At 70.0% G+C, this 21,326-nt stretch carries 19 protein-coding genes; 10 read left to right on the forward strand and 9 right to left on the reverse strand.

Going from position 1 to position 21,326, the window contains the following annotated elements; translation table 11 throughout:
- Positions 1-7: 7 nt before the first annotated feature.
- Entirely contained in the window at positions 8-637 is a 630-nt protein-coding gene (locus tag JGU66_24660; protein ID MBJ6763977.1) for a LysE family translocator, read from the forward strand.
- A 239-nt stretch (positions 638-876) separates the two neighbouring features.
- Positions 877-1,758, forward strand: coding sequence for an RNA polymerase factor sigma-32 (locus tag JGU66_24665; protein MBJ6763978.1), 882 nt, complete (start codon positions 877-879; stop codon positions 1,756-1,758).
- 115 nt (positions 1,759-1,873) lie between these two features.
- Here the strand turns inward: JGU66_24665 and rsgA are convergent, their stop codons facing one another.
- A complete protein-coding gene (rsgA, locus tag JGU66_24670; protein MBJ6763979.1) occupies positions 1,874-2,971 on the reverse strand; it encodes a ribosome small subunit-dependent GTPase A in 1,098 nt (365 codons plus the stop codon).
- A gap of 365 nt (positions 2,972-3,336) precedes the next feature.
- Here rsgA and JGU66_24675 point away from each other — a divergent pair, with 365 nt between their 5' ends.
- Positions 3,337-4,146 carry a matrixin family metalloprotease gene (locus tag JGU66_24675; GenBank protein MBJ6763980.1) on the forward strand — a complete coding sequence of 270 codons (810 nt, stop codon included), beginning with the start codon at positions 3,337-3,339 and terminating at the stop codon, positions 4,144-4,146.
- A 9-nt stretch (positions 4,147-4,155) separates the two neighbouring features.
- On the opposite strand, the gene JGU66_24680 is transcribed toward JGU66_24675, so the two are convergent.
- The 3 genes from JGU66_24680 to JGU66_24690 all read right to left on the reverse strand — a co-directional run bounded on the left by JGU66_24680 (position 4,156) and on the right by JGU66_24690 (position 6,850).
- Positions 4,156-5,304, reverse strand: coding sequence for an aspartate aminotransferase family protein (locus JGU66_24680; protein ID MBJ6763981.1), 1,149 nt, complete (start codon positions 5,302-5,304; stop codon positions 4,156-4,158).
- Between the two features lie 160 nt (positions 5,305-5,464).
- Positions 5,465-6,166 carry a hypothetical protein gene (locus tag JGU66_24685; protein MBJ6763982.1) on the reverse strand — a complete coding sequence of 234 codons (702 nt, stop codon included), beginning with the start codon at positions 6,164-6,166 and terminating at the stop codon, positions 5,465-5,467.
- A gap of 12 nt (positions 6,167-6,178) precedes the next feature.
- Entirely contained in the window at positions 6,179-6,850 is a 672-nt protein-coding gene (locus JGU66_24690) for a Fic family protein (protein ID MBJ6763983.1), read from the reverse strand.
- A 122-nt stretch (positions 6,851-6,972) separates the two neighbouring features.
- Between JGU66_24690 and JGU66_24695 the strand changes: the two genes are divergently transcribed.
- The 3 genes from JGU66_24695 (at position 6,973) to JGU66_24705 (ending at position 9,414) form a co-directional block, all read left to right on the forward strand.
- Positions 6,973-7,893 carry a YegS/Rv2252/BmrU family lipid kinase gene (locus JGU66_24695; protein ID MBJ6763984.1) on the forward strand — a complete coding sequence of 307 codons (921 nt, stop codon included), beginning with the start codon at positions 6,973-6,975 and terminating at the stop codon, positions 7,891-7,893.
- A 153-nt stretch (positions 7,894-8,046) separates the two neighbouring features.
- On the forward strand, positions 8,047-9,108 hold the full coding sequence (locus JGU66_24700) for a DUF72 domain-containing protein (protein MBJ6763985.1): 1,062 nt from the start codon (positions 8,047-8,049) through the stop codon (positions 9,106-9,108).
- A 39-nt stretch (positions 9,109-9,147) separates the two neighbouring features.
- The gene (locus tag JGU66_24705) at positions 9,148-9,414 is read left to right on the forward strand and encodes a hypothetical protein (GenBank protein ID MBJ6763986.1); all 267 of its coding nucleotides are present in this window, start codon (positions 9,148-9,150) and stop codon (positions 9,412-9,414) included.
- Here the strand turns inward: JGU66_24705 and JGU66_24710 are convergent.
- From JGU66_24710 to JGU66_24725, 4 genes are all read right to left on the reverse strand, one after another.
- On the reverse strand, positions 9,396-12,134 hold the full coding sequence (locus JGU66_24710; GenBank protein ID MBJ6763987.1) for an ATP-dependent helicase: 2,739 nt from the start codon (positions 12,132-12,134) through the stop codon (positions 9,396-9,398). The two genes, JGU66_24705 and JGU66_24710, sit on opposite strands and share 19 nt — an antisense overlap.
- A 214-nt stretch (positions 12,135-12,348) precedes the next feature.
- Positions 12,349-13,677, reverse strand: coding sequence for a DUF58 domain-containing protein (locus tag JGU66_24715; protein MBJ6763988.1), 1,329 nt, complete (start codon positions 13,675-13,677; stop codon positions 12,349-12,351).
- Positions 13,674-14,609, reverse strand: a complete 936-nt coding sequence (locus JGU66_24720) for a MoxR family ATPase (GenBank protein MBJ6763989.1) — start codon at positions 14,607-14,609, stop codon at positions 13,674-13,676. Before JGU66_24720 ends, JGU66_24715 begins: the two co-directional genes overlap by 4 nt.
- 12 nt (positions 14,610-14,621) lie before the next feature.
- On the reverse strand, positions 14,622-15,578 hold the full coding sequence (locus tag JGU66_24725) for a hypothetical protein (GenBank protein MBJ6763990.1): 957 nt from the start codon (positions 15,576-15,578) through the stop codon (positions 14,622-14,624).
- A 64-nt stretch (positions 15,579-15,642) separates the two neighbouring features.
- Between JGU66_24725 and JGU66_24730 the strand changes: the two genes are divergently transcribed.
- Positions 15,643-17,733: a peptidylprolyl isomerase gene (locus JGU66_24730; GenBank protein MBJ6763991.1), complete on the forward strand. Its 2,091-nt coding sequence runs from the start codon at positions 15,643-15,645 to the stop codon at positions 17,731-17,733.
- 9 nt (positions 17,734-17,742) lie between these two features.
- Here JGU66_24730 and JGU66_24735 read toward each other — a convergent pair whose 3' ends face one another.
- Positions 17,743-18,864, reverse strand: a complete 1,122-nt coding sequence (locus JGU66_24735; protein MBJ6763992.1) for an HD domain-containing protein — start codon at positions 18,862-18,864, stop codon at positions 17,743-17,745.
- 250 nt (positions 18,865-19,114) lie between these two features.
- Here JGU66_24735 and JGU66_24740 point away from each other — a divergent pair, with 250 nt between their 5' ends.
- The 3 genes from JGU66_24740 to JGU66_24750 are packed head-to-tail and all read left to right on the forward strand — an operon-like array spanning position 19,115 to position 21,247.
- Entirely contained in the window at positions 19,115-20,116 is a 1,002-nt protein-coding gene (locus JGU66_24740; GenBank protein MBJ6763993.1) for a dihydrodipicolinate reductase, read from the forward strand.
- A gap of 16 nt (positions 20,117-20,132) precedes the next feature.
- Positions 20,133-20,582 carry a MaoC family dehydratase N-terminal domain-containing protein gene (locus JGU66_24745; GenBank protein MBJ6763994.1) on the forward strand — a complete coding sequence of 150 codons (450 nt, stop codon included), beginning with the start codon at positions 20,133-20,135 and terminating at the stop codon, positions 20,580-20,582.
- Positions 20,582-21,247 (forward strand): MaoC family dehydratase, encoded by a 666-nt coding sequence (locus JGU66_24750; GenBank protein MBJ6763995.1) that lies wholly within the window; start codon positions 20,582-20,584, stop codon positions 21,245-21,247. The genes JGU66_24745 and JGU66_24750 overlap by 1 nt, the downstream gene beginning before the upstream one ends.
- Positions 21,248-21,326 lie beyond the last annotated feature (79 nt).

Below are 21,326 nucleotides of genomic sequence, written 5' to 3' on the forward strand. Positions count from 1 at the left end.
CGCCGCCATGGACCTCACGCTCTGGGCCGCCTTCACTCTCACTCAGTTCCTGTTCGCCATCACCCCGGGCCCCGCCGTGCTGCTGGTGGTGACGCAGGCGATGTCCCGGGGCTTCCGGGCAGGCATGGGCTCGGCGCTAGGCGTGCAAGCGGGGAACGCGGTGTACTTCCTCATCTCCGTGGCGGGGTTGGGCGCCGCGCTCGCGGCCTCGCAGATGGCCTTCAATGTCATCCGCTACGCGGGCGCCGCGTACCTCGTGTACTTGGGCGTGCGCACGTTCCTGTCCGCGGGCGAGAGCGCCACGCGCGAGCTGAAGCCGCCGCCGCTGTGGCGCAGCCCGTTCGCGCAGGGCTTCACGAAGCAGCTCGCCAATCCCAAGTCGATTCTGTTCTTCGGCTCACTGTTGCCGCAGTTCATCCACCCGGGGCCTCACGCGGGTTGGCAGTTCGCCGTGTACGGCATCACGTGCATCGTGGTGGAGGTCCCCGTGCTCGCCGTCTACGCGCGGCTGGGCGTGGCGGGTCAGCGACTGTCGAGTTCGGCGCGCGCCCTCGTCTGGCGTGAGCGGCTGTCGGGCGCGGCGCTCGTCTCCATTGGCGCGGTGCTCGCCACCATGCGCGGCGCGGCCCAGAAGTAGCGGCGACCTGGCGAGCCCCTGACTGCTCGGAGGGCTGTCCTAGGGGGCATGTAATCCCTACGGGCTTTCGGCCCCACCTTGGCGCCATGCGCGCCAAGTGGCTGTCTTGACTGGGGCTGGCAGGGCACCCGTGTGGCATTCCCCTTGCTCGACATCCCGGGACGCGAGGAGTTCGGGTCACGCCTTGGGGGGCGTGAGTCGCGCGGCTGCGGCGCCGACTCCTCGAGAAAGGGAGTGCGATGTCTTCTTCCGTCGAGGCTCATGAGCCGGGACACCTGCCGCTCTATCTCAAGGAGATTGGCAACCACGCGCTGCTCACCGCCGCCGAGGAGCAGGCGCTCGCGCGTTCATTCATCCAGGGGGACCTGCAGGCGGGCCACAAGCTCGTCACCTCCAACCTTCGCTTCGTGGTGAAGGTGGCCTACGAGTACCGCTCGTATGGCTTGCGGATGGCGGACCTCATTCAAGAGGGGAACATCGGCCTGATGAAGGCCGTGCAGAAGTTCGACCCGGACAAGGGCATCCGCCTCATCTCGTATGCGGTGTGGTGGATCCGCGCCTTCATCCAGAGCTACATCCTCAAGAGCTGGTCGCTCGTGAAGCTCGGAACGACGCAGGCTCAGCGCAAGTTGTTCTTCGCGTTGGCCCGCACGCGCCGCGAGCTGGAGCGCGGCGGCAACGGCACACCCACCGAGGTGGACGCGGCCGCCATCGCGCGCAAGCTCAACGTCAAGGCGTCCGAGGTGCGCGAGATGGAGCAGCGCATGGGCGGACACGACTTGTCGCTCGACGCGCCGATGGGCGGTGAGGACGCCACCAGCCACCTCGACTTCCTGGAGTCGGGCCATGTCACCCAGGACGACGAGGTGGCCGAGCGACAAGAGGCGGACGTCACGCGCGAGCTCATCGCGCAGGCCATGTCGCGGCTGGATTCGCGCGAGCGCTTCATCATCGAGCAGCGGGTGATGAGCGAGTCGCCGATGACGCTGCGCCAGTTGGGCGAGCACTTCGGCTTCAGCCGCGAGCGCGCGCGTCAGCTGGAGATTCGCGCGAAGGAGAAGCTCAAGGTCCTGCTCGCCGAGTTGATGGCCGTGCGCGACGGCGACACCGCCGCCGCGTGAGCAGGCTCCCGTTGTGACGGGGGCGGCCCAGCACTTGGGCCGCCCCCGTTTCTTTTCCCCGGACGTCCTCCGCCAGGAGCGCGGTGTGCTGCTCCCGCGGGCGGTGCGTGGAGCGCTACTTGCCGCCTCGCCGCTTGGCGTGGCTTCGGTCTCGGCCTGCCTCGGTGCGCTGCTTCAACCAGCGTCGGTGGTCGGCCTGCGCGAGGGGATCCGTGAGCCTCGCCTGTCGCGCTTGTTCGCGCTGGAGCTTCTCGAAGTTCTCGAGGCGCTCCGCGGTGAGGGTGCCGCTGGCCACCGCTTCGCGCACCGCGCACCCAGGCTCCGCGCGGTGCTGGCAGTTGGAGAAGCGGCAGTTCGCGGACTGGTCGATGATGTCCGCGAACGTCGCGTCCACGCCTTCCTCGTCGGCGCCCCACAGCCCCAGCTCGCGCATGCCCGGCCCGTCGATGAGCATGCCTCCGCCGGGAAGCTCGAACAGCTCGCGATGGGTGGTGGTGTGCCGGCCCTTGTCGTCCTCGGTGCGGACGGACTGGGTGGCGAGGCGCGCCTCGGCCAACAGGTGGTTGACCAAGGTGGACTTGCCCACGCCCGAGGAGCCGAGCAGGACGCCCGTCTTCCCCTCCGGGAGCCAGACGCGCACCGCGTCCAGGCCCACGTCGTGCGGCGCGCTCACCGCGACGACGGTGACACCGGGGGCCAGCGCCTCCACTTCGCGGACGCGCTCGGTGGGGTCCTCCAGCAGGTCTGCCTTGGTGAGCACCACCACGGGCGTGGCGCCGCTCTGCCAGGCCAGGGTGAGGGCGCGCTCGATGCGGCGGGGATTGAAGTTCGCGTCCAATCCCGCCACGAGGAAGGCCACGTCCACGTTGGCCCCGATGAGCTGGGGCTCGTGCTCGGTGTCGGCCTCGCGCCGCGCCAGGAGGGAGCGGCGGGGGAGGACGGCGTGCAGGCGCGCGTCACCCTCTCCGGTGGGCGGGGGCGCCAGGGCCACCCAGTCGCCGATGGTGGGGAGCGCCTCGGTGCTGGCGGCGTGATGCAGGAGGCGGCCCGCGGTGCGCGCCAGCCAGGTCCGCTCGGCGGTGCGCACGCTGAGCAGCCCGCGCGTGTAGCGCACGACGCGACCGGGGACGAGGGACAACGCGGACTGCGATGACAGGCGTGAGAATGCGTCGGCGAGGTCGGGGCCCCAGCCGAGTGAAGTCAGTGAAGCGATGGACACGGAAAGAACTCCAGGCAGAGCGGTGCCTACGGCGCACCTGGTTTCAGGGCGCCCAGCCGGGAGCGAAGCCACGCGGTGCCGGACCTTCGGGACCGGCCTAGGCGGCGAGCGCCCGCTGAGCGAACAGGACTGCGGCCGAGGCAAGGACAAGGGGCGAGTTCATGGTGCCTCCGACAGTTCGCGTGCGGCGTCCATCGCCGCGCTGCGCCCGCATCCATAGCACCGATGACGCCGGCGCGGCATGCGGGACGTCTCGTGCCCAACGTCTCGGATGAGGGCCCCGCCGCGGTGCACTCGCGCCGTGGCTCGGGCTCCGTGCCGCGCGGGGTGTTGTCCGACCACGCGCCTGGGGGGATGTCATGAGCAAGAAGTTCCCGACCGCGGCGGAGGCCCGCCTGTGCGTCGACCGCATCGTTCCGCTGGACCTCAAACGTGAGGCCGCTCGGAGCGCCATCGCGCAGAACCCGCTGAATGACCCGGCGCCCTACCTGCTCAAGGTGAAGCGGCCGGGCGTGTCGCTGCACCCGCTCAAGATGGCGCTGGAGACGGGCAAGCGATGGAAGCCCGGGCAAACGCTCCGGGTGCGCTTCCTCGATGGCAGCAGGCTCCAGCGCCAGCGCGTGACGGAGCAGGCGAACACCTGGATGGCGGACGCGAACGTGAAGTTCCAGTGGGTGGCGAGCGGCGCCGCGGAGATTCGCATCTCGTTCACGGCGGATCCGGGCTCCTGGTCGGCCGTCGGCACCGACTGCCTGCTGACCCAGTACTTCCCGAAGTCCGGACCGACGATGAACTTCGGCTGGCTGCAGGACGACACGGATGACGTCGAGTACCGCCGCGTGGTCGTCCACGAGTTCGGTCATGCGCTGGGCTGCATCCACGAACACCAGAATCCCAAGGGCGGCATCGTGTGGAACGTGCCCGCGGTCATCGCGATGTTCAGCGGCCCTCCGAACAGCTGGTCCGAGGCGGAGATCCGCTCGAACATCATCGACAAGTACTCGTTGGATCAGCTCAACGCGACGCGCTTCGACGTGAAGTCGATCATGCTCTACGCGTTCCCGAAGGAGCTGATCAAAGGCCCGGCGTCGCTGCTGGCCACGGGGACACCGGAGAACACCCAGGCCTCGGCGCGAGACAAGGCCTTCATCCGCAAGATGTACCCGTAGCCCGAGCCGCTACGCCGCGAAGGCGCGGATGGCGGCGATGAGCTTCGCGACGGAGTCCTCGCTCACGCTGAGGGGCGGCATGAGGCGCACCACCTCGGGGTCGTGTGAGCCGCCCACCAGGATGCGCGCGCCGAGCAGGTGCTTGCGCAGGGCCGCCGCATGCGGTCCCACGCGCAGGCCCAGGAGCAGGCCCGCGCCGTGAATCTGGCGCACCACCGTGCCGGCCAGCTCGCGGCGCAGCACCGCCTCCACGTGAGTGGCCCGGTCCATCAAGCGCTCGTCGTGGAGGATGTCGAGCGTGGCGATCATCGCGGCGCACGCGAGCGGGCCCCCACCGAACGTCGAGCCCAGGTCCCCGGACTTGAGTCGGCGCGCCACCTGCTCGGACACCAGGGTTGCCCCCATGGGCACGCCCGAGGCCAGGGCCTTGGCGGACGTGAGGAGGTCCGGCGTCACGCCGAAGTGCTGCGCGGCGAACGGCGAGCCCGTGCGGCCCATGCCCGTCTGGATCTCGTCGAAGATGAGCAGCGTGCCGCTCGCGTCGCAGGCCTGGCGCAGCGCGCGCAGCCACTCGGGCGTCGCGGTGCGCACGCCGGCCATGGACTGAATGGGCTCGACGATGACCGCGGCCACGTCCGTCAGGTCCACTTGTGCCAGCGCCGCCACGTCGTTGAAGGGCAGCGTCTTCGCGGGCGTCAGCAGGCCCGAGAGCGGCTGGGTGATGGGCGCGTCGTCCGTGACGGAGAGCGCCAGCAGCGTGCGGCCGTGCCAGCCACCCTCGCAGCCCGCCAGCTTCTTTCGGCCCGTGAGCAGGATGGCGATCTTGAGCGCGTTCTCGTTCGCCTCCGTGCCGGAGTTGCAGAAGAAGACGGACGCGATGGCCTCGGGCGCGAAGTCGACCAGCTTCTGCGCGGCCAGGTCACGCACCGGCAGCGACGCCGCCATGGAATAGAACATCAGCGCGCGCGCCTGCGTGGCCACCGCCTCGGCCACGCGCGGGTGCGAGTGCCCCGTCGCGCACACGCAGTGCCCGCCGTACCAGTCCAGGTAGGCGTTCCCCTCTGCGTCGAACACGCGGTCCCCCTCTCCGCGATGAACCGCGAAGGGGTAGGGCGCATAGGTCGGCAGGAGCGCCGGGACTTTGGACGACACGGTCATGGACAGAGCCTTTTTGCGCGCGGGGGAGCCGCGGCCGCTGGAGAGGCGCCGTGAATATTATGCGACCCACCCCGGTGCAAGCGGCACGTGAGGCTCTGCGTCACGGAGTGCGGGTGGTTGGCTTATGCAGGAATATGCACCGGCCTGGCGGGCGGAGGACTCAGCGCTTCCGCTCCAGGCGGTGCTCCTCGCCACGCACCAGGGCGCGCGCGACTGCTTCGGCGCCGCTGCGCAAGAGGTCCGCGGGAGGCGCGGACCAGGACTCGAAGCGGAAGGCATCGCGCCAGAGCTTCTTGGCGGTGTGATCCAGCCGCAGGCCCTGGGACTCGAGCAGCCAGTCCAGCGCTTCGTCCGCGAAGAAGTACCAGGCCTCCTCGCAGAAGGTGGCCTTCTCGGTGAGCTCGACCACGCGCACCAAGGCCTCGGCGATGGCCAGTGCGCGGATGTCCGCGTCGGTCTCCACCGAGGGCAGCTCGCGCGACAGCTTGTCGAAGAGCGCCCCGAGCTGGCTCAACCACGCGTGGGCCTTGCCCAGCGCCTGGAGCATGTTCTGGACGTTGTGCTCCACGCCCAGGTTGGTGATGGGCTTCTCGTTGAAGAACGTGTGGCACCAGCAGTAGCCGCCGAGGCTCTCGTTGCCGAGCTGCACGCCGGTCGTCGTGTACCAGGGGCCCAGGTTCTGGGAGAGCAGGGCTTGGACGTCGCGGGCCATGCCCTCTCGCACGTCGTCAGTGAGCTTGCGAGTCCCCGGTGGCACGCGTGGCGTCAGGTACTCGCGCAGGAGCGCGGCGATGCGCTCGGGCTGATAGCCGTCCAGGCTGTTGTGGACGGCCTCCCAGGAGTCGGTCGGGGTGCGAGGCATGGCGAGGTCCTTTCAGCACGCATTCAGGCACGGAGCGGCGGGGCCCGCGATGGCTCGGGCCATTCGTCGCGCGAAGCGGAGGTAGTTCTCGGCGTCGCCCGGACGCTTGGGGTGCAGCACCAGCGGGTGCAGCGCGGGCGTGGGAAGTCGGGCCCGACGCAACAGGTACTCGAGCCACACGCGCGCCGCTCGCGCGTTGCCGTCCGGGAACGGGTGGAAGAAACACAGGTCCAGATACAACCGAGTGGCCTGTGCCACGGGATGGCATTCATCCCGCGCGTCCTCCTCCACCTTGCGCGCGAACGTCGCCTCCAGCTCCGGGGTGTGGCGATAGCGGTGCGTGCCGCGGTGCGCAAAGGCCTCGCCCTGGCGGAAGTGGACGGGGTGGCCCATCAGCAGGGACTGGGTCTCTTCCAGTCGCGCGTAGGTGAGGGGCGCACCGGAATCGGCGAGGGCTCGCACCTGCGCGAGGGCGGAGTGGAAGCGCGGACCTCGCGCGTCCTGGACGGGCTCATGGGCGGGCAGGTCGAAGTTCGCGAGGTAGTCCTCCTGCGCGCCGGTCTCCTCGAAGGGGCGGGAGGACGCGGCCTCCAGGTCCGCGCGCAGCGAGGGCAGGCGCCAGTCCAGCGCGAGCGTGGCCTGGAGGTGTGGCGCGAGCTGCTCGGTGGCGTCCGGCGGTTCCATCCAGACTCCGGAGGTGGCGAGGCGACCGGCGCAGCATCGCATGGCCTGGATTTGTGGTCGCGGAGTGGAGTGAGGCGCCACAACCGCGTAAACAGAGGGCCATCTCGGAGGGGCAGGTGACGATGAAGACGTTCCTCGTGGTCAACCCGCGCAGTGCCAACGGGCAGACGGGGAAGCGATGGGCGGAGATCTCCGCTCAGGTGAGCCGGGCGCTGGGCGACTTCGGGCACGCATTCACCTCGGGCGGCATGGATGCCGCGAGGCTCGCGCGCCAGGCCATCGAGGAAGGCTACGAGAGCATCGTCGCGGTGGGCGGAGACGGCACGCTGAACGAGGTCACGAACGGCTTCTTCCGCGACGGGAAGGCCATCAACCCGAACGCGGCGCTGGGGCTGATTCCGCGTGGCACGGGCGGCGACTTCCGCCGCACCTTCGGGTGGGACCTGGAGCTGGACTCGGCGCTGGAGCGCCTGCGCACCGACAAGACCGAGCCCTTCGACGTGGGCCGCATCGACTTCACCAACAACGAGGGCCAGCCGGAGACGCGCTACTTCGCGAACATCGCCTCGTTCGGCGTCAGCGGACTGGTGGCGAAGGAGGTGAACCAGAGCAGCAAGGCGCTCGGTGGCAACCTCAGCTTCGTGTGGGGCACGGTCAAGGGCCTGGTGAAGTACGCGGACCGCACGGTGCGCTTGTCCGTGGATGGCGGGCCCCCTGAGTCGGTGTCCATCACCACCGTGGCCGTGGCCAACGGGCGCTACTTTGGCAGCGGCATGTTCGTGGCGCCGGACGCGGTGACGCACGATGGGTACTTCGACGTCACGCTCTGGTCTGGCTATGGCCTCAGCGACTTCGTGCTGAAGTCGAAGGGCGTCTACAACGGCGATCACGTCAACTGGAAGGGCACGCGCCGGCTGCGCTGCCGCACGCTGCGCGCCGAGCCCGAGGATGGTGACGTGTTCCTCGACGTCGATGGTGAGACGCCGGGGCGCCTGCCGTGCACGATGACGCTGGTCCCCTCGGCCATCCGGCTCAAGGTGTAGCGCGCCGTCGCCGCTCTTGTCGGCGCGCGAGCGGACCTGCCCATTGCTTCGAGAACGTGGTGCGTCGCCTCGGTTTGAGGCAACCTCCTGCATTGTGTGCGCCCCGGTGTTGTCCTGGATGGACACCCGGGGAGATGCGGGAAGGAGCAGACCATGGCGCCACAGCGAGGACCGGCACAGCTCGACCTCTTCACCGGGGCCGCCGTGGAGCCACCCGCCTCCGCGCGTGCTCGGCGCGGCCAGCCGGTGGGGCCCGCGGAAGTCTCCGACGCCGTGCGTGCGCTGGGTGAGGCGCTGCCACAGGGCATCTATCTGGGCACCTCGTCGTGGACGTTCCCGGGCTGGGCGGGAATCGTGTTCGATCAGGACGCGAGCACCTCGCAGCTCGCGCGGGAGGGCCTGGCCGCCTACGCGCGCCATCCCATCCTGCGCACCGTGGGAATCGATCGAACGTTCTACGCGCCCATCCCCGCCACGGCCTTCGCGGAGTACGCGGCGCAGGTGCCCGAGCGCTTCCGTTTCCTCGTGAAGGCCCACGAGGCCTGCACGCTGGCCCGCTTCCCCCTGCATGAGCGTTATGGCACGCAACGAGGCCAGCCCAACGAGCGCTTCCTGCACGCCGCCTATGCGGCCGAGCACGTGGTGGGCCCCTTCGTCGAGGGGCTGGGCGAGAAGGCCGGGCCGCTCGTCTTCCAGTTCCCGCCGCAGGACCCGGCGGTGCTGGGCGGGCCCGCGCGCTTCGTGGAGCGCCTGCATGCCTTCCTCGCCGCGCTGCCGAAAGGGCCGCTCTACGCGGTGGAGGTGCGCAACGAGTCGCTGCTCACCGAGGACTTCGCCCAGGCCCTGGCGGACACAGGGACGAGCCCCGTGCTCGCGGCCTGGAGCCACATGCCGCCCGTGGCCCGTCAGGCGCGGCTCACCCGGACGTTCGAGGCGCGCGCGGTGGTGGCGCGCTGGATGCTCCCTCCGAACCTGGGCTACGAGGAGGCACGCGCTCGCTACGCGCCCTTCGACAAGCTGGTGGAAGAGGACGCGCCCACGCGCGATGTGCTCGCCCGCGTGTGTCTGGCCGCGGTGCGCGCGGGCCGCCCCGCGTTCCTCACCATCAACAACAAGGCCGAAGGCAGCGCTCCGCTGTCCGCCATCCGGCTGGCCGAGCGCGTCATGGCCTACCGCGAGCAGGGCGGCCAGCGGGCCGTCCCCGGGCAGTCGTAGCTTGCCTGCGAGCGCATCTGTTGCTTACCGTGAAGCGTCATGAATGCCATCACCGTGGCGGCGCTGCTCATTCAGCTCACGACTGCCGGTGGCGCGAGCGGATCCGGCGCGCGCCCGGTGCCACGTCCCGCGACTCCGGGGCGTGGGGGTGACCTGGGCAAGGACATCACCGCCCTGAAGAATGAGATCTCCTCCCTCAAGGAGGAGTACCGCGCCGCGCGCCAGAATCAGCGCCTGGCCGCCGAGCAGAAGCAGCGGCTCGAAGAGGCCCGCTACGCGACGCCGACCTACGAGAGCCAGAAGTAGGCGGAGGCGATCATCGACCGCTTCTCCGTGACGCGGGCCTTGTTGGCCAGCTCCGCGAGCTGCCGGTCCTTGGAGGCGTAGCGCTTCTCCTCCTCGTTGCGCAGCGAGGACAGCTTGCGGCGGTAGTCGCGCTCCATCCTGTCCGAGTGCGCTCGCGCCTTGGCCCGCTCCGCGATGTCCTCGGTGTGGGCCACCACCTTGCGCGCCTCGAACCACGCCTCGCGCGCGGCGTCCACGGACTCGCGCGACTCCAGGAGGCAGTCCTCGACGTAGCGGTCCGCGCGCTCCTTGGCCTTGTCCAGCTCGATCGCGTTGCGGCGCTCGGCGGCGCGGATGATCTCATCCTTGGCGGCCATGAGCGCCTGCTCGTGCATGAGCTGCACGGACACGGGCGCGGGCTGACGGCGCTTCTCTTCCTTCGCCGCCAGCTTCACGAAATGGCTGCCGTCAGCCAGAGGCAGGGCGCGGAAGTTGCCGTCCCGGTCCTTCACGACGACCAGGTGCACGAGCTTCTCCTCGGGCTTCAGTCCGGTCGTCTCGAACTTGTAGGCGAACCACCAGCCCTCGCTGCCCGCCAGGCGCGCGAGCCGTGACGGCAAGCCCGCCGCATCGAGCTGCAGGTAGCTGATGGCGTCCTGCGTCCGGTCGCGCACCGCGTACGCGGCCTTGGCCACCTGGAGCCGCCCCGAGGCGCGGCTGCCCAGCACGGAGCCCGTCAGCGCGCGCGCCTCTTGCTGGCGCTTGGCCAGGCTCTCCTTGGCCTGATCTCCCGCCACGCGCAGGCGCCGGCGCACGTCACCGTCGAAGCGCTCCAGCACCACCGAGCGCATCTCCGTCATGCGCTTGCTGATGGTGCCTTCCAGCTCGCCGCGCAGCTTGTCGAAGGCGGTGTTGATCTCGTCTGGGTGCCGGCACGACTGGTAGATGTCGAGCACGCGGCGCTCGAAGTCGACGCCGCTCTCCAGCGCGCCCAGGATTTCATCCGATGCGCCGAACACGCCGTCGAAGAGGCTGAGCTTCTTCTCCAGCAGCTCGAACAGGCGTGCGTCCGCCGCGTTCTGCCGGTTGAGGAAGTTGACCACCAGCACGTCGCGCTGCTGGCCGTAGCGGTGGCAGCGGCCGATGCGCTGCTCCACGCGCTGCGGGTTCCAGGGCAGGTCGTAGTTGACGACCAGGTTGCAGAACTGGAGGTTGAGTCCCTCGGCGCCCGCCTCGGTGCAGATGAGGATCTGCGTCTTGTTGCGGAACTCGTCCACCAGCGCCCGGCGCTCTTCCGGGGTGCCGCCCGCGTCGCCCGACAAGAGGGAGATCTTCCCCCGGTAGCCGTGCTCGGACAGCAGGTCGGTGAGGTACTGCTGCGTGCGCTTGGACTCGGTGAAGATGAGCGCCTTCTCCGGCCAGCTGTGCGCCCGCATCACCGTGAAGGTGCGATCCAAGGCGCGCTTGAGGGCCTCGCCCTTGGCGTTGATCCGGATGGAGTCCGCGAGGTCCGCGTACTGGCGCAGCTCCCAGACCTCCTGCTCCAGCGCGCGCAGGCTGGGCGACTTCGCCGGATCATCCGACCACTCCTCGCCCTCCTCGACGAACTGCTTGGCCTCCTCGGGCTCGAAGAGCGACAGGGCCTGCTGTCCCAGCCGGGCCGCTTCCAGGCGCTTCTGGAGGTTGTCCGAGAGCCGCCGCAGGGTGGGGGCGATGGCGTACGTGGAGGAGGCCAGCAGCTTGCGGTAGCAGAGCGTCAGCAGCGTCTTCTTGCCCGGCTCGATGGCGCACGACTCCGCCCGCCGGAGGTACTCGCTGACCTTCTCGTAGAGGTCATGCTCCTCGGGCGAGGGCATGAAGTCTTCCACGATGCTGCGCCGGTTGGTGTAGCGCACGTACTCGCGCACCTGACGGCGCAGCGTGCGCTGGACCACCGGGGCCAGCCGCTCCTTGAGTTCGCAGGCGGCGGACTCGGACATGCCGCCGCCCTCGTCCACACGGTAGCGGCTGCGGAAGGCGTGCTCAGGCCCGAGGATCTGCTCGTCCAGGAGCGACGTCAGCCCGAACAGCTCCATGAGGTTGTTCTGGAGCGGGGTGGCGGTGAGCAGCAGCTTGGGGCGGCCCGCCAGGGACGCGCGCAGCGCCTGGCCCGTCTTGTTGTTGGGCCGGTGCGCGTTCCGCAGTCGGTGGGCCTCGTCGATGATGACCAGGTCCCACGGAATCTCGGCCACCAGGTGCGACTTGTTGGCGGCGAACGGGTGCGAGCAGATGACGGGGAAGGGTTGATCGAAGCAGTTGCCGTTGGCGCGCACGTTGCGGCCGTCGATCAGCACGCTGTCCAGGTCGAACTTCTCGCGCAGCTCGGCGTTCCACTGCGCGCGCAGCACGGCGGGCGCCAGGATGAGGATGCGCGCCTTGCCCTCGGCCATGAGCTGGCCCACCACGAGGCCCGCCTCGATGGTCTTCCCCAGGCCGACCTCGTCCGCGAGCATGCAGCCGCCGCGCGACAGCGCGTCGAGCGCGAACATGGCCGCCTCGACCTGGTGCGGGTTGAGGTCCACCTTGGCCTCGGACAGCGCGCCGGCGAGCCGGTGCTGCGAGTCCGCGCTCTTTGCCAGCAGTTCCTCCGCGAGCAGCCGCTCGTGGAAGGGCGTCAGCGTTCGCGAGGACTCGCCATCACCGCGCGGCGGTGACGCGTCCGCTTCGACCTCGACCCTCAAACCCCTCGCGACCTCCGCCAAGACCCTGTCTCCATCCGTCGTGTCGAGCCCGTCCGCCAGCCGGGCGATCCGGTAAAGCGCGCCATTTTGTTGACCGCAACATGCATGTAAAGGGGGTCTTCTCCGAAGCCGAAAAATCGGCCTCCGCGCGATCGGCGCACGCTCGCGTCGGCGGCATCTACACCCTCCGCAGCGCGCGGTGCATGAAAAGTTCCAAGGGGCTTGACGAACGGGCTCAGAGTAGTCCGCGAGCCTTGACATCCAGGTACGCGTTGAGCGCCGCGGCGCCGAAGCCGTGCGCGGGGGCTCGCACCACGAGCGCACCCGCGTCGCGCAGGGTGTTGGCGGTGCGGAGGTATTCGCGCTCCAGTCGGCTGGCGACCTGTCGCGCATAGGCAGCGGGAACGTCCGCGGGCACGTCGGTGGCGGCGGCTTCCAGGTCCTCGTCACGCAGCGAGGCCACCAGGGGGAGGTGGCGCGGACGCAGGGCCAGCGTGCGGGTCAGGAGCGCTCCGGATGCGCCCGGATCCACCAGGTCAGTGAAGAGGACCACCAGCGCGCGGCGCGTCTGGCGCGCGAAGGCGAAGTCGAAGGCCCGGCCGTAGTCGCTCTCTTCCAGGTCCGCTTCGACGCGGTAGAGCGCCTCGGTGATGAGTCGCAGGTGCTCGCGGCCCTGTCGCGGAGGGAGGAACGCGCGCACGTCGCTGGCGAAGGCGAGCACGCCCACGCGATCGCCCGCGTCCAGGCTCACGCGCGCCAGTCGCAGCGCCGCGTCCACGGCGTGGTCGAGCTTGCGGCGTCCGCCCACTTCGCCGGCCATGTGACGGCCGCAGTCGAGGAGCAGCAGCACGGGCTGGTGCCGCTCGGGTTGCCAGGTGCGCACGCGCATGTCGCCGTGGCGCGCGGAGGACTTCCAGTCGATGTGCCGGTAGTCGTCACCGGGCCGGTACTCTCGGAGGGACTCGAACTCGCGTCCCTCGGTGGCCTTGAGTCGGACGGTGCGCGCGGAGGATGCGTCCTCGGACCGAGTGAGCGCGAGGGCCTCTCGCGAGAGGGCCGTGAGGTCCGGGTACACCTTCACGTCCTGCGCCGCGGGCACGTGCACTTGTCGCGCGCACAGGCCCAGGGGGCCCATCAACCTCAGGTGCAGGTCGCCGAAGTGGGCATCGCCGCGCGCGGTGGGATGGACGCGATAGGTGACGGTGGTGGGGACGAGCCCCGGCTGCGCGATGAAGGGCTGCCGGTGTCCATCGCTCCGCAGCTCGGGCGGTGGCTCGTCGCGCACTTCGCCTCGGAGGGCGGTGGCGCCTCGCGCGTGGATGCGCACGCGAACCGGGTTGTCCACGCCCGAGGAGAGGATGGGGTCCACATCCCGATGCACGACCACATCATCGGCGCGGGGGGCGCGAACGAAGTCCAGCGCGATGAGTGAGAGCACCGCGACGTCGAACGCGAGCACGAGCCATCCGAAGGCGGATGACACTCCCGCGAGCGCCGCGGGGATGAGGCCCGCGACGAGGAGCGACACCGCGAGGCCCGTGGGGACCGGACGCCCGATGCTCACCTCGGCACTCGTACCCGCTCGAGCGTCTGGCGAAGCACCTCGTCCGCGGTGATGCCCTCGACCTCGGCTTCGGCCTTCAGCAGGAGGCGGTGGTTGAGCACGCTTCCCGCCACGGCCTTCACGTCATCCGGGGTGACGAAGTCGCTGCCCTGGAGCGCGGCGCGGGCCTTGGATGCGGCCAGGAGCGCCTGGGCCGCACGAGGGCTGGCGCCCAGACGCACGCGCGGATTGGTGCGAGTCTCGCGCGCCACCTGCACCACGTACTGGAGGATGGACTCGTCGCACGCGACACGGGCCGCGTGCCGTTGCAGCTCCACCAGGGTCGGGGCATCCAGCACGCGCTCCACGTCGATGGGGCGGCCCTCTCGCTGGTGGAAGGCGCGCAGCATGGCGCCCTCGGCGTCCGCGTCCGGATAGCCCACCCGCACGCGCATCAAGAAGCGGTCGAGCTGCGCCTCGGGCAGGGGATAGGTGCCCTCCAGCTCCAGCGGGTTCTGCGTGGCGACGACGAAGAACTGCGGAGGCAGAGGATGCGTCACCCCGTCGATGGTGACCTGCCGCTCCTCCATGGCCTCCAGGAGCGCGGCCTGCGTCTTGGGCGGGGTGCGGTTGATCTCATCCGCGACCAGGACCTCCGTGAAGATGGGGCCCTTCATCAGGCGGAAGCCGTGCTCCTGCGGCTGGAAGATGTTGGTGCCGAGGATGTCCGCCGGCATCAGGTCCGGCGTGAACTGGACGCGCGAGAACAACAGGCCCAGCGCGCCCGCCATGCTGCGCGCGGTGAGCGTCTTGGCCACGCCGGGCACGCCCTCCAGCAGCACGTGTCCACGCGCGAGGAACGCCGTCACCAGGTCCGCCAGCACGCGCGGCTGGCCCTGGACGGCGGCGCCCAACGAGGCGAGGAGGCGATCGAGGGGCGTGGCGCTCGTCATGTCGGGAGTCCGCTACTGCGCGGACTTGTCCTTGAGGCCCATGAGCGTCCCGCCCAGCGCGGCCAGGGCGCCCAGCACCGCGAGGAAGACGCCCATGCTCGGCGAGGAGTTCATCATCTCGGTGTTGCCCATGGGGGTGGGCACGCGCGCGGTGTCCGAGGCCAGCTTCATGAAGATGAGCCCCCAGAGCAGCGTCACGATGGACATGCCGAGCTGCGCGAGCCACGGCACCATCGGGTTGAGCTGCGCGAGCGAGCGCCGCACGCGGACGCTGATGGCGATCATCACGCCCACGGACAGCAGGCACGCGCCGACTCCCGCGCTCATCAGCCCCAGGATGTCGCCATCCGCGGCCGTCTCCTTCCACGGCAGGAAGCACGAGAGGACGACCGCCGCGGCGCCCCAGAACGCGATGCGGTCCGCGCCCTTCAGCTCCCGCAGGAAGTCGCGACCCTGGAGCATCAGCACCTCGGGGTCCTCGATGGCGCTGCTGCCGGGGCGCCGCTCGGCGCGCTCCCACGCGTCCTCGACGTCGGAATACGAAGGCTCGGGAGGAGGGGCCGGAGCGCGGCGCGGAGCGGGGGCGGCGGCGCGACCACCACTGCCCGAACTGCTCGGCCGGGCCGCCGGGGCGGGGCGCGAGGGCGGACGCTGGGCGCGCTCGCGGGTGATCTGCTCCATGCTCTTCACGTTCGTCGCGTCATCCGACGGCGCAGGGCGAGCGGGCTTGGCGGGCCGCGCACGCGCCGCGGGCTTGGCCGCCGCGCGAGGATCCTCGGCCGCGCCGGTGGACTCATCATCATCCTGCTCGGGCGGCGGTTCGGCGGAGAGGAAAGCGGAGTCGATGATGTAATCGCAGACGGGGCAGATGGACGAGCCTTCCGCCACCTGGGTGTCGCAGCCAGGGCAGTTCAGGGCCGGCGCTCCTGAGAGAGAAAACGTGCGCGCATCTTCGAGGCGCCGGGCCATGGCTGTCAAACCCCGTGAGTCCTAACCCCTGGATTTTCGCGGAGAATTGACCTACGCCAAGCCCATGCGCCGCCTGCCCGTCGACCTGTTCGTCCGCCTCGCGCTGCTCTCCGCGCTCGCGGGGTGTGCCCACTCCAATCCCGCGTCCCCAGGCTCCGCGAATTCGGCGCGGGCGCGCCAGGACATCGCGCGATGGGAGGATCAGCGCTCGCTTGGGGATGGCCAACTCGTGGCGTGGGCCGTGGGTGCCGAGGAGCCGCTGGTGCGAGCGCGAGCATTGCGCGCGCTGGCCCGCATCCAGGACGCCTCGACGCTCGACGCGGTGGTGGCAGGACTGACAGCGCCGGCGCCCGAAGTGCGAGACGAAGCGGCCTTCGCGGCAGGCGAGCTGGCCTTGTCCTGGGAGCCGCTGCCCGAGGCCGCGCGCGAGCAGCTCACCACGGTCCTGGTCGCCGCCGAGTCCCGAGAATCCGAGGGCCGCGTGCGCGCCTCTCTGGTGGAGGCGCTCGGGAAGCTGGGCACGCGCGACGCGATTCGGCACCTCACGGGGCGGATGACGGAGGGCCCGACGGAGTGGCGAGCCCGCGCTGCGCTGGCGTTGGGCGTGGTGGCGCGGCGCGGAGGTGCGGCGGGCGTGCGCGAGGTTCCGATGGCGCCCGCGGCGCAGCTCCTCGCGGCAGGGCTTCCTGAGGAAGCGCGCTACGCGGGCGCGTACCTCCTGGCGAACCTCCGCCGAGCCGAGACCCTGGCGGCCCTGCGTGCGTGTCTGGGCGATGTGGCGCCGGACGTGCGCGCGCTGTGCGCGAAGGGAATGGGTGACGTGGGCGGACCTGAGGACGCCGCGACGCTGGCCGCGCTGCTGGCGAGAGAGACGACGCCCCGAGTGGCGGCGGAGACCGCGCGGGCCCTGGCGAAGCTCACGGCGTCATGCAGCGGGCCCTGCCTGCCCATGGATGCGCTGAGGGGCCTCACGCCCAGCCTCGAGCACGTGGCGCGAGGCGAGTCTGCCTGGAGTCATCCGGTGCTGGCGGTGGCGCAGCTGGGCCTTCCGGGATTCGCTCGGCCGCTGTGGGTCGAACTGCGGAAGGAACTCGCGGGAGCGATGGCGCACGCGTCGTCGGAGGTCGCGCGAGCAGACCTCGCATGGCTCGATTGTCGTGTGGCCGCGGCGATGGATCAGCAGACGGGCGCGCTCGCCGAAGTCCTGCGTTGCGGCGACGGCAGGGTGCCCGAGCCGAGGCGCCTGGCGCTGGGCCTGCGTGAGGTCGCGCGTGCCAAGGGCGCGGGAGGCGCGGACTTCGCCGTGGCGTTGCTGAGCCACCCGGACACGCGCGTGCGCCTCGCCGCGTTGGAGGCAGTTTCCGAGCGCCCCGTTCCGGGAGCGGCCGATCCCGTGCGCGCGATGCTTGATGGCACGGATCTCGTGGAGGCAGGCGCCGCGGCGTCCGTGGCCGGTCGACTGAAGGATGCCCAGGCGCTGCCCGCCGTGGAGCGTCTGGCCGCGCGAGTGGCCCAGGCGTCGGATCTCGCGGAGCCCGTCGCGGGCGCGCTGGTGGCGCTGAAGGGGAAGGGCGCCGAGCCGCTTCTGCGCGAGTGGCTCCAACATCCCCACGCGAACGTGCGCCGCGTGGCGGCCGACGCACTCACCGAACTCACCGGCCAGCCAGTGCGCTCGGCGCGCGTGGCGCTCCCCTCAGAGACGGTCGCGCCCGCTCAGCCCGTGGGGGCCCGGCTGCGCTTCCACACGGCGAAGGGGAACTTCGAGGTCGCCCTGGATACGGAAGAGGCCCCTGTCACCTCGGGCAACCTGCTCGCGCTGGCCCGCCGCGGTTACTTCCAGGGCGTCGCGTTCCATCGCGTCGTCCCGGACTTCGTGGCGCAGGGCGGAGATCCGCGCGGCGATGGGGAAGGGGGCCCTGGCTACTCCATCCGCTGCGAGATGACGCGGCGACTCTACCGCCGAGGCGTCGTGGGCATGGCGCTGTCGGGCAAGGATACGGGCGGCAGCCAGTTCTTCTTCACGCACGCGCCGCAGCCCCACCTGGACGGTCGCTACACCGCGTTCGGTGAGGTCATCTCCGGGATGGATGTGGTGGACGCGTTGCTGGAGGGCGACGTGATGACCTCGGTGGAGGTCATCGAGCCCGGCGCCTGAGTTCGCGCTTCAGCTTCCGCTCGCCCTCGCGGGCGGAACGGGCGGGCCGCCACCGAGCGGCTCGAGGTTCCAGCGGCGGTTCTCCGCCTCCTCCATCTGCTCGACGTCATGGCGGATGCGGGCCCACTCGCTGTCGGGGATGCGCAGGAAGGCCTCGGCGAGCGCCGGGTCGAACTGCGTCCCGGCACACCGGCGGATCTCATCCTTGGCCACTGCCAGCGGCCGGCCCTTGCGATAGGGCCGGTCCGAGGTGATGGCATCCAGCGTGTCCACGAGACAGAAGATGCGGGCCCCGATGACGATCTCTTCACCCGCCAGGTTCTGCGGGTAGCCCTTGCCGTCCCACCGCTCCTGGTGCTGCATCACGATGAGCGCCGCGTCGTGCAGGTAGGGCATCTTCGCGAGCATGCGGTAGCCGAACTCGGGGTGCTTGCGCATCTCCACCCATTCCTCGGGCGTCAGCGGACCGGGCTTGAGCAGGATGGAGTCGCGCACGCCAATCTTGCCAATGTCATGCAGCAGCGCGCCTTGCTCGACCACGTCCAGCGCGTAGCCGGCCAGCCCAATCTCCTCGGCCACCCGCCGCGCATAGAGCGAGACGCGACGCGAGTGCCATTGCGTCTCGGTGTCGCGATAGTCGAGCGCGCTGATCAGCCCGTCCAGAAGGCCCGTGGTGCGCTCCACCACGCGATGCTCCAGCTCGCGGTTGATGGCGAGCAGCTCCGCGTTCTTCTCCGCCACCTCGCGCGTCAGCCGCTCGTTGGCCTCCACCAGTCGGTAGTGCTCGACCGCCTGACGCACGCTGCTGGTCAACTCGCTGAGCGCCCAGGGCTTGCCCAGCAGGCGGAACACCTCACCCCGGTTGACCGCCTCGGAGGCGGTGCGGAAGTCCGCCGCCGCCGTCAGCATCAGCCGGACTGCGCGCGGGTTCTTCTCACGCAACGCGGACAGCAATTCGATGCCGTTGAGGTACGGCATCATGAAGTCCGTGAGGACGACGTGGAAGCCCACCTCTCGCGCGGCGAGTACGGGATCACTGTGCGTGACGACGTCGTACCCCTCCGTCTGCAGGATCCGAGACAGCGCGGCCAGGATGAGCACGTCGTCATCCACCACGAGGATGCGGTCCATGTCGGCGAGGTCTCCAGTGCGGCGGGCCTTCTCGCAGGCCGTCCCGGCCTTATACATCCCTTGCCTCCCGCCCAAACAGGACCCCCCCTGACGATTCCGGGCCTCCAAGCCATGGAAATCCTTGGAGAATGTTCCAAACTGGAAGTCTTGCGGATCCAAGTGATGCTTGCCTGCCCGGCAATGCGTGGTCTATGGTGACGAAATCGCCTGTTTGTTGATGTAACCCCTTGTAATTCTGGAGCAATCTCCGATGGCTAGAGCCCCCGCAGGGCCGGTGCCGGTGGTGGTGATGGGGCTGGGGTTCATTGGGCAGGAAATTGCCAAGGCAGCCCTGTCCTCTCAGGAGGTCGAGCTCATCGGCGCAGTGGATACCCAGCCGGCACTGGTGGGTCGCGCGCTCGGTGAGGTGCTCGGTCTCCCCGCACCCAAAGTGAAGGTGATGGACACGCTGGAGCGCGCCGTGGGGCGCCGTCAGGGCGTGGTCCTCTTGCATGCGACCGGCTCCCGGTTGCCCGACGTGATGGCGCAGCTGCTCGAGGCGCTGAAGCTGGGCCTGCCGGTGGCGAGCACCTGCGAGGAGCTGGCCTTCCCGTACCTGAAGCACCCCGAGCTGGCGGACAAGCTGGATCGCGCCGCGCAGCGCGCCGGCGTGGCGGTGGTGGGCACGGGCGTCAACCCGGGCTTCGTGTTGGACCGGCTCATCGCGACGGCAGGGCAGGTCTGCGGTCCGGTGCGCAAGGTGACGGCGACGCGGGTGGTGGACGCGCGCACGCGCCGCGAGGCGCTCCAGCGCAAGGTGGGCGCGGGGCTGAGCGAGGATGAGTTCTTCGCCTTGGTGGACAGCGAGCAGCTGGGCCACGTGGGGCTGGTGGAGTCCGCCGCGCTCGCCGCGCTGGGGCTGGGGCTGGACTGTGACGATTACGAAGAGGAAGTCGCGCCCGTCTTCGCGGAGGAAGACATCTCCGGGGGCGCGTTCGCGGTGAAGAAGGGTCGCGTGGCGGGCATGTTCCAGTCCGTGGTGGGACTGGAGGATGGCCAGGAGCGCGTGCGTCTGGAGTTGACTATCGCTGTGGGGGCGGAAGACCCCAAGGATCGGATTGAAATCGACGCGGATCCTAAGTTGGTGCTGGAAGTTCCGGGGGGTGTGGCGGGGGACCGGGCCACCGCGAATGCGCTGGTGAATGCCGCGCCACGCTTGACGGCCGCCGAAGCAGGGCTCCTCACGGTGCTCGAGCTTCCGGCAGGACGGTAACTGTCAGGAGAGGGACATGCTCGACAAGAACGCGATCGGCCGTGCCTCGCCGCCGACGCTGAATGAAGTGGAGAAGGGGTCCATCCGGCGCTTCGCGGAGGCCATCGGAGACTACAATCCCATCTACTACGACGAGGAGTACGCTCGAGCTTCGGGCTACCCCACCATTGTCGCGCCCCCTACCTTTCCCGCGTCGTTCCACTCCGCCGCCGACCTTCGAGAGCTGCTCGGCGTAGGCATCAAGAGCTTGCTGCACGCGGAGCAGGGCTTCGACTACGAGCGTCCCATCTTCGCCGGAGACCGCATCTTCGTCTCCACGCGCGTGGCGGACGTCTTCGAGCGGCCCGGCATCGCGGGGAAGATGGACATCGCAGTCATCGAGGACGAGGGCCGAGACGAGGAAGGCAACCTCGTGTTCCGTGCCCGCAGGACCCTGGTGGTGCGTGCTTCCAAGGAGACTCCCTGATGCCCGCGCGCAAGCTCTATTTCGAGTCCATCCGCGTCGGTGACGAGCTGCCGGCCCTGGCCAAGGCTCCCATCGACCGCGTGCAGTTGTCGCGCTACGCGGGGGCCTCCGGCGACTACAACCCGGTGCACGTGGACGAGGTCTACGCCAAGAGCGTGGGCATGCCGTCCGTCTACGCGCCGGGGATGCTGGTGATGGGCATGCTCGGCCAGCTCATCAGCGACTGGGCCCGGGGCGGCCAGCTGCGGCGCTACAACGTCCGCTTCATCAAGATGGTCTGGCCCGGGGACACCGTGGTCTGCAAGGGCCGCGTGAGCGACCGGCACGGCTCCGGCGGTCGCTACTTCGTGGAGATCGACCTCTGGGCGGAGAACCAGCGGGGCGAACTCGTCATGAAGGGCGGCTCGCAAATCCAGCTCTTCTTCTCGCTCGAGGACGAGAGCCGGCAGCGCTCCGGTCAGGCCCCCATCGTCGTCGAGGTGCCCCGCGAGAGCCTGGCCACCGCCAGCGCCAACGCGGGCGGGTCCTCCGTGCCCCGCGCCCCGGAAGAGGGCGAGGACTCGGGCGAGCCCCGCACTGGCGCCTCGTCCAAGAAGACCGCCCCCCGAGAGAAGCCCGCCGCCAAGACGGCGACCCTGCCCTCGGCACGCAAGCCCAAGAAGTAGGCCCGCCCGGGGAGCAACCCTGCGTTCAGCCCGGTGGCTCTGACCGCCCCTCAACGCAGGGTGTCATTCAAGGTTGACT

The organism is Myxococcaceae bacterium JPH2 (assembly GCA_016458225.1).
Taxonomy (GTDB): domain Bacteria; phylum Myxococcota; class Myxococcia; order Myxococcales; family Myxococcaceae; genus Citreicoccus.

Excerpts from the sequence above, each read along its gene's own strand:
- JGU66_24740 (MBJ6763993.1), top strand. The coding sequence starts at position 19,115 with ATGGCTAGAGCCCCCGCAGGGCCGGTGCCGGTGGTGGTGATGGGGCTG.
- JGU66_24690 (MBJ6763983.1), bottom strand. The coding sequence starts at position 6,850 with ATGGAACCGCCGGACGCCACCGAGCAGCTCGCGCCACACCTCCAGGCC.
- JGU66_24665 (MBJ6763978.1), top strand. The coding sequence starts at position 877 with ATGTCTTCTTCCGTCGAGGCTCATGAGCCGGGACACCTGCCGCTCTAT.
- JGU66_24705 (MBJ6763986.1), top strand. The coding sequence starts at position 9,148 with ATGAATGCCATCACCGTGGCGGCGCTGCTCATTCAGCTCACGACTGCC.
- JGU66_24750 (MBJ6763995.1), top strand. The coding sequence starts at position 20,582 with ATGCCCGCGCGCAAGCTCTATTTCGAGTCCATCCGCGTCGGTGACGAG.
- JGU66_24680 (MBJ6763981.1), bottom strand. The coding sequence starts at position 5,304 with ATGACCGTGTCGTCCAAAGTCCCGGCGCTCCTGCCGACCTATGCGCCC.
- JGU66_24725 (MBJ6763990.1), bottom strand. The coding sequence starts at position 15,578 with ATGGCCCGGCGCCTCGAAGATGCGCGCACGTTTTCTCTCTCAGGAGCG.
- JGU66_24745 (MBJ6763994.1), top strand. The coding sequence starts at position 20,133 with ATGCTCGACAAGAACGCGATCGGCCGTGCCTCGCCGCCGACGCTGAAT.
- JGU66_24675 (MBJ6763980.1), top strand. The coding sequence starts at position 3,337 with ATGAGCAAGAAGTTCCCGACCGCGGCGGAGGCCCGCCTGTGCGTCGAC.
- JGU66_24695 (MBJ6763984.1), top strand. The coding sequence starts at position 6,973 with ATGAAGACGTTCCTCGTGGTCAACCCGCGCAGTGCCAACGGGCAGACG.
- JGU66_24660 (MBJ6763977.1), top strand. The coding sequence starts at position 8 with ATGGACCTCACGCTCTGGGCCGCCTTCACTCTCACTCAGTTCCTGTTC.
- JGU66_24685 (MBJ6763982.1), bottom strand. The coding sequence starts at position 6,166 with ATGCCTCGCACCCCGACCGACTCCTGGGAGGCCGTCCACAACAGCCTG.
- JGU66_24700 (MBJ6763985.1), top strand. The coding sequence starts at position 8,047 with ATGGCGCCACAGCGAGGACCGGCACAGCTCGACCTCTTCACCGGGGCC.
- JGU66_24720 (MBJ6763989.1), bottom strand. The coding sequence starts at position 14,609 with ATGACGAGCGCCACGCCCCTCGATCGCCTCCTCGCCTCGTTGGGCGCC.
- JGU66_24735 (MBJ6763992.1), bottom strand. The coding sequence starts at position 18,864 with ATGGACCGCATCCTCGTGGTGGATGACGACGTGCTCATCCTGGCCGCG.
- JGU66_24730 (MBJ6763991.1), top strand. The coding sequence starts at position 15,643 with ATGCGCCGCCTGCCCGTCGACCTGTTCGTCCGCCTCGCGCTGCTCTCC.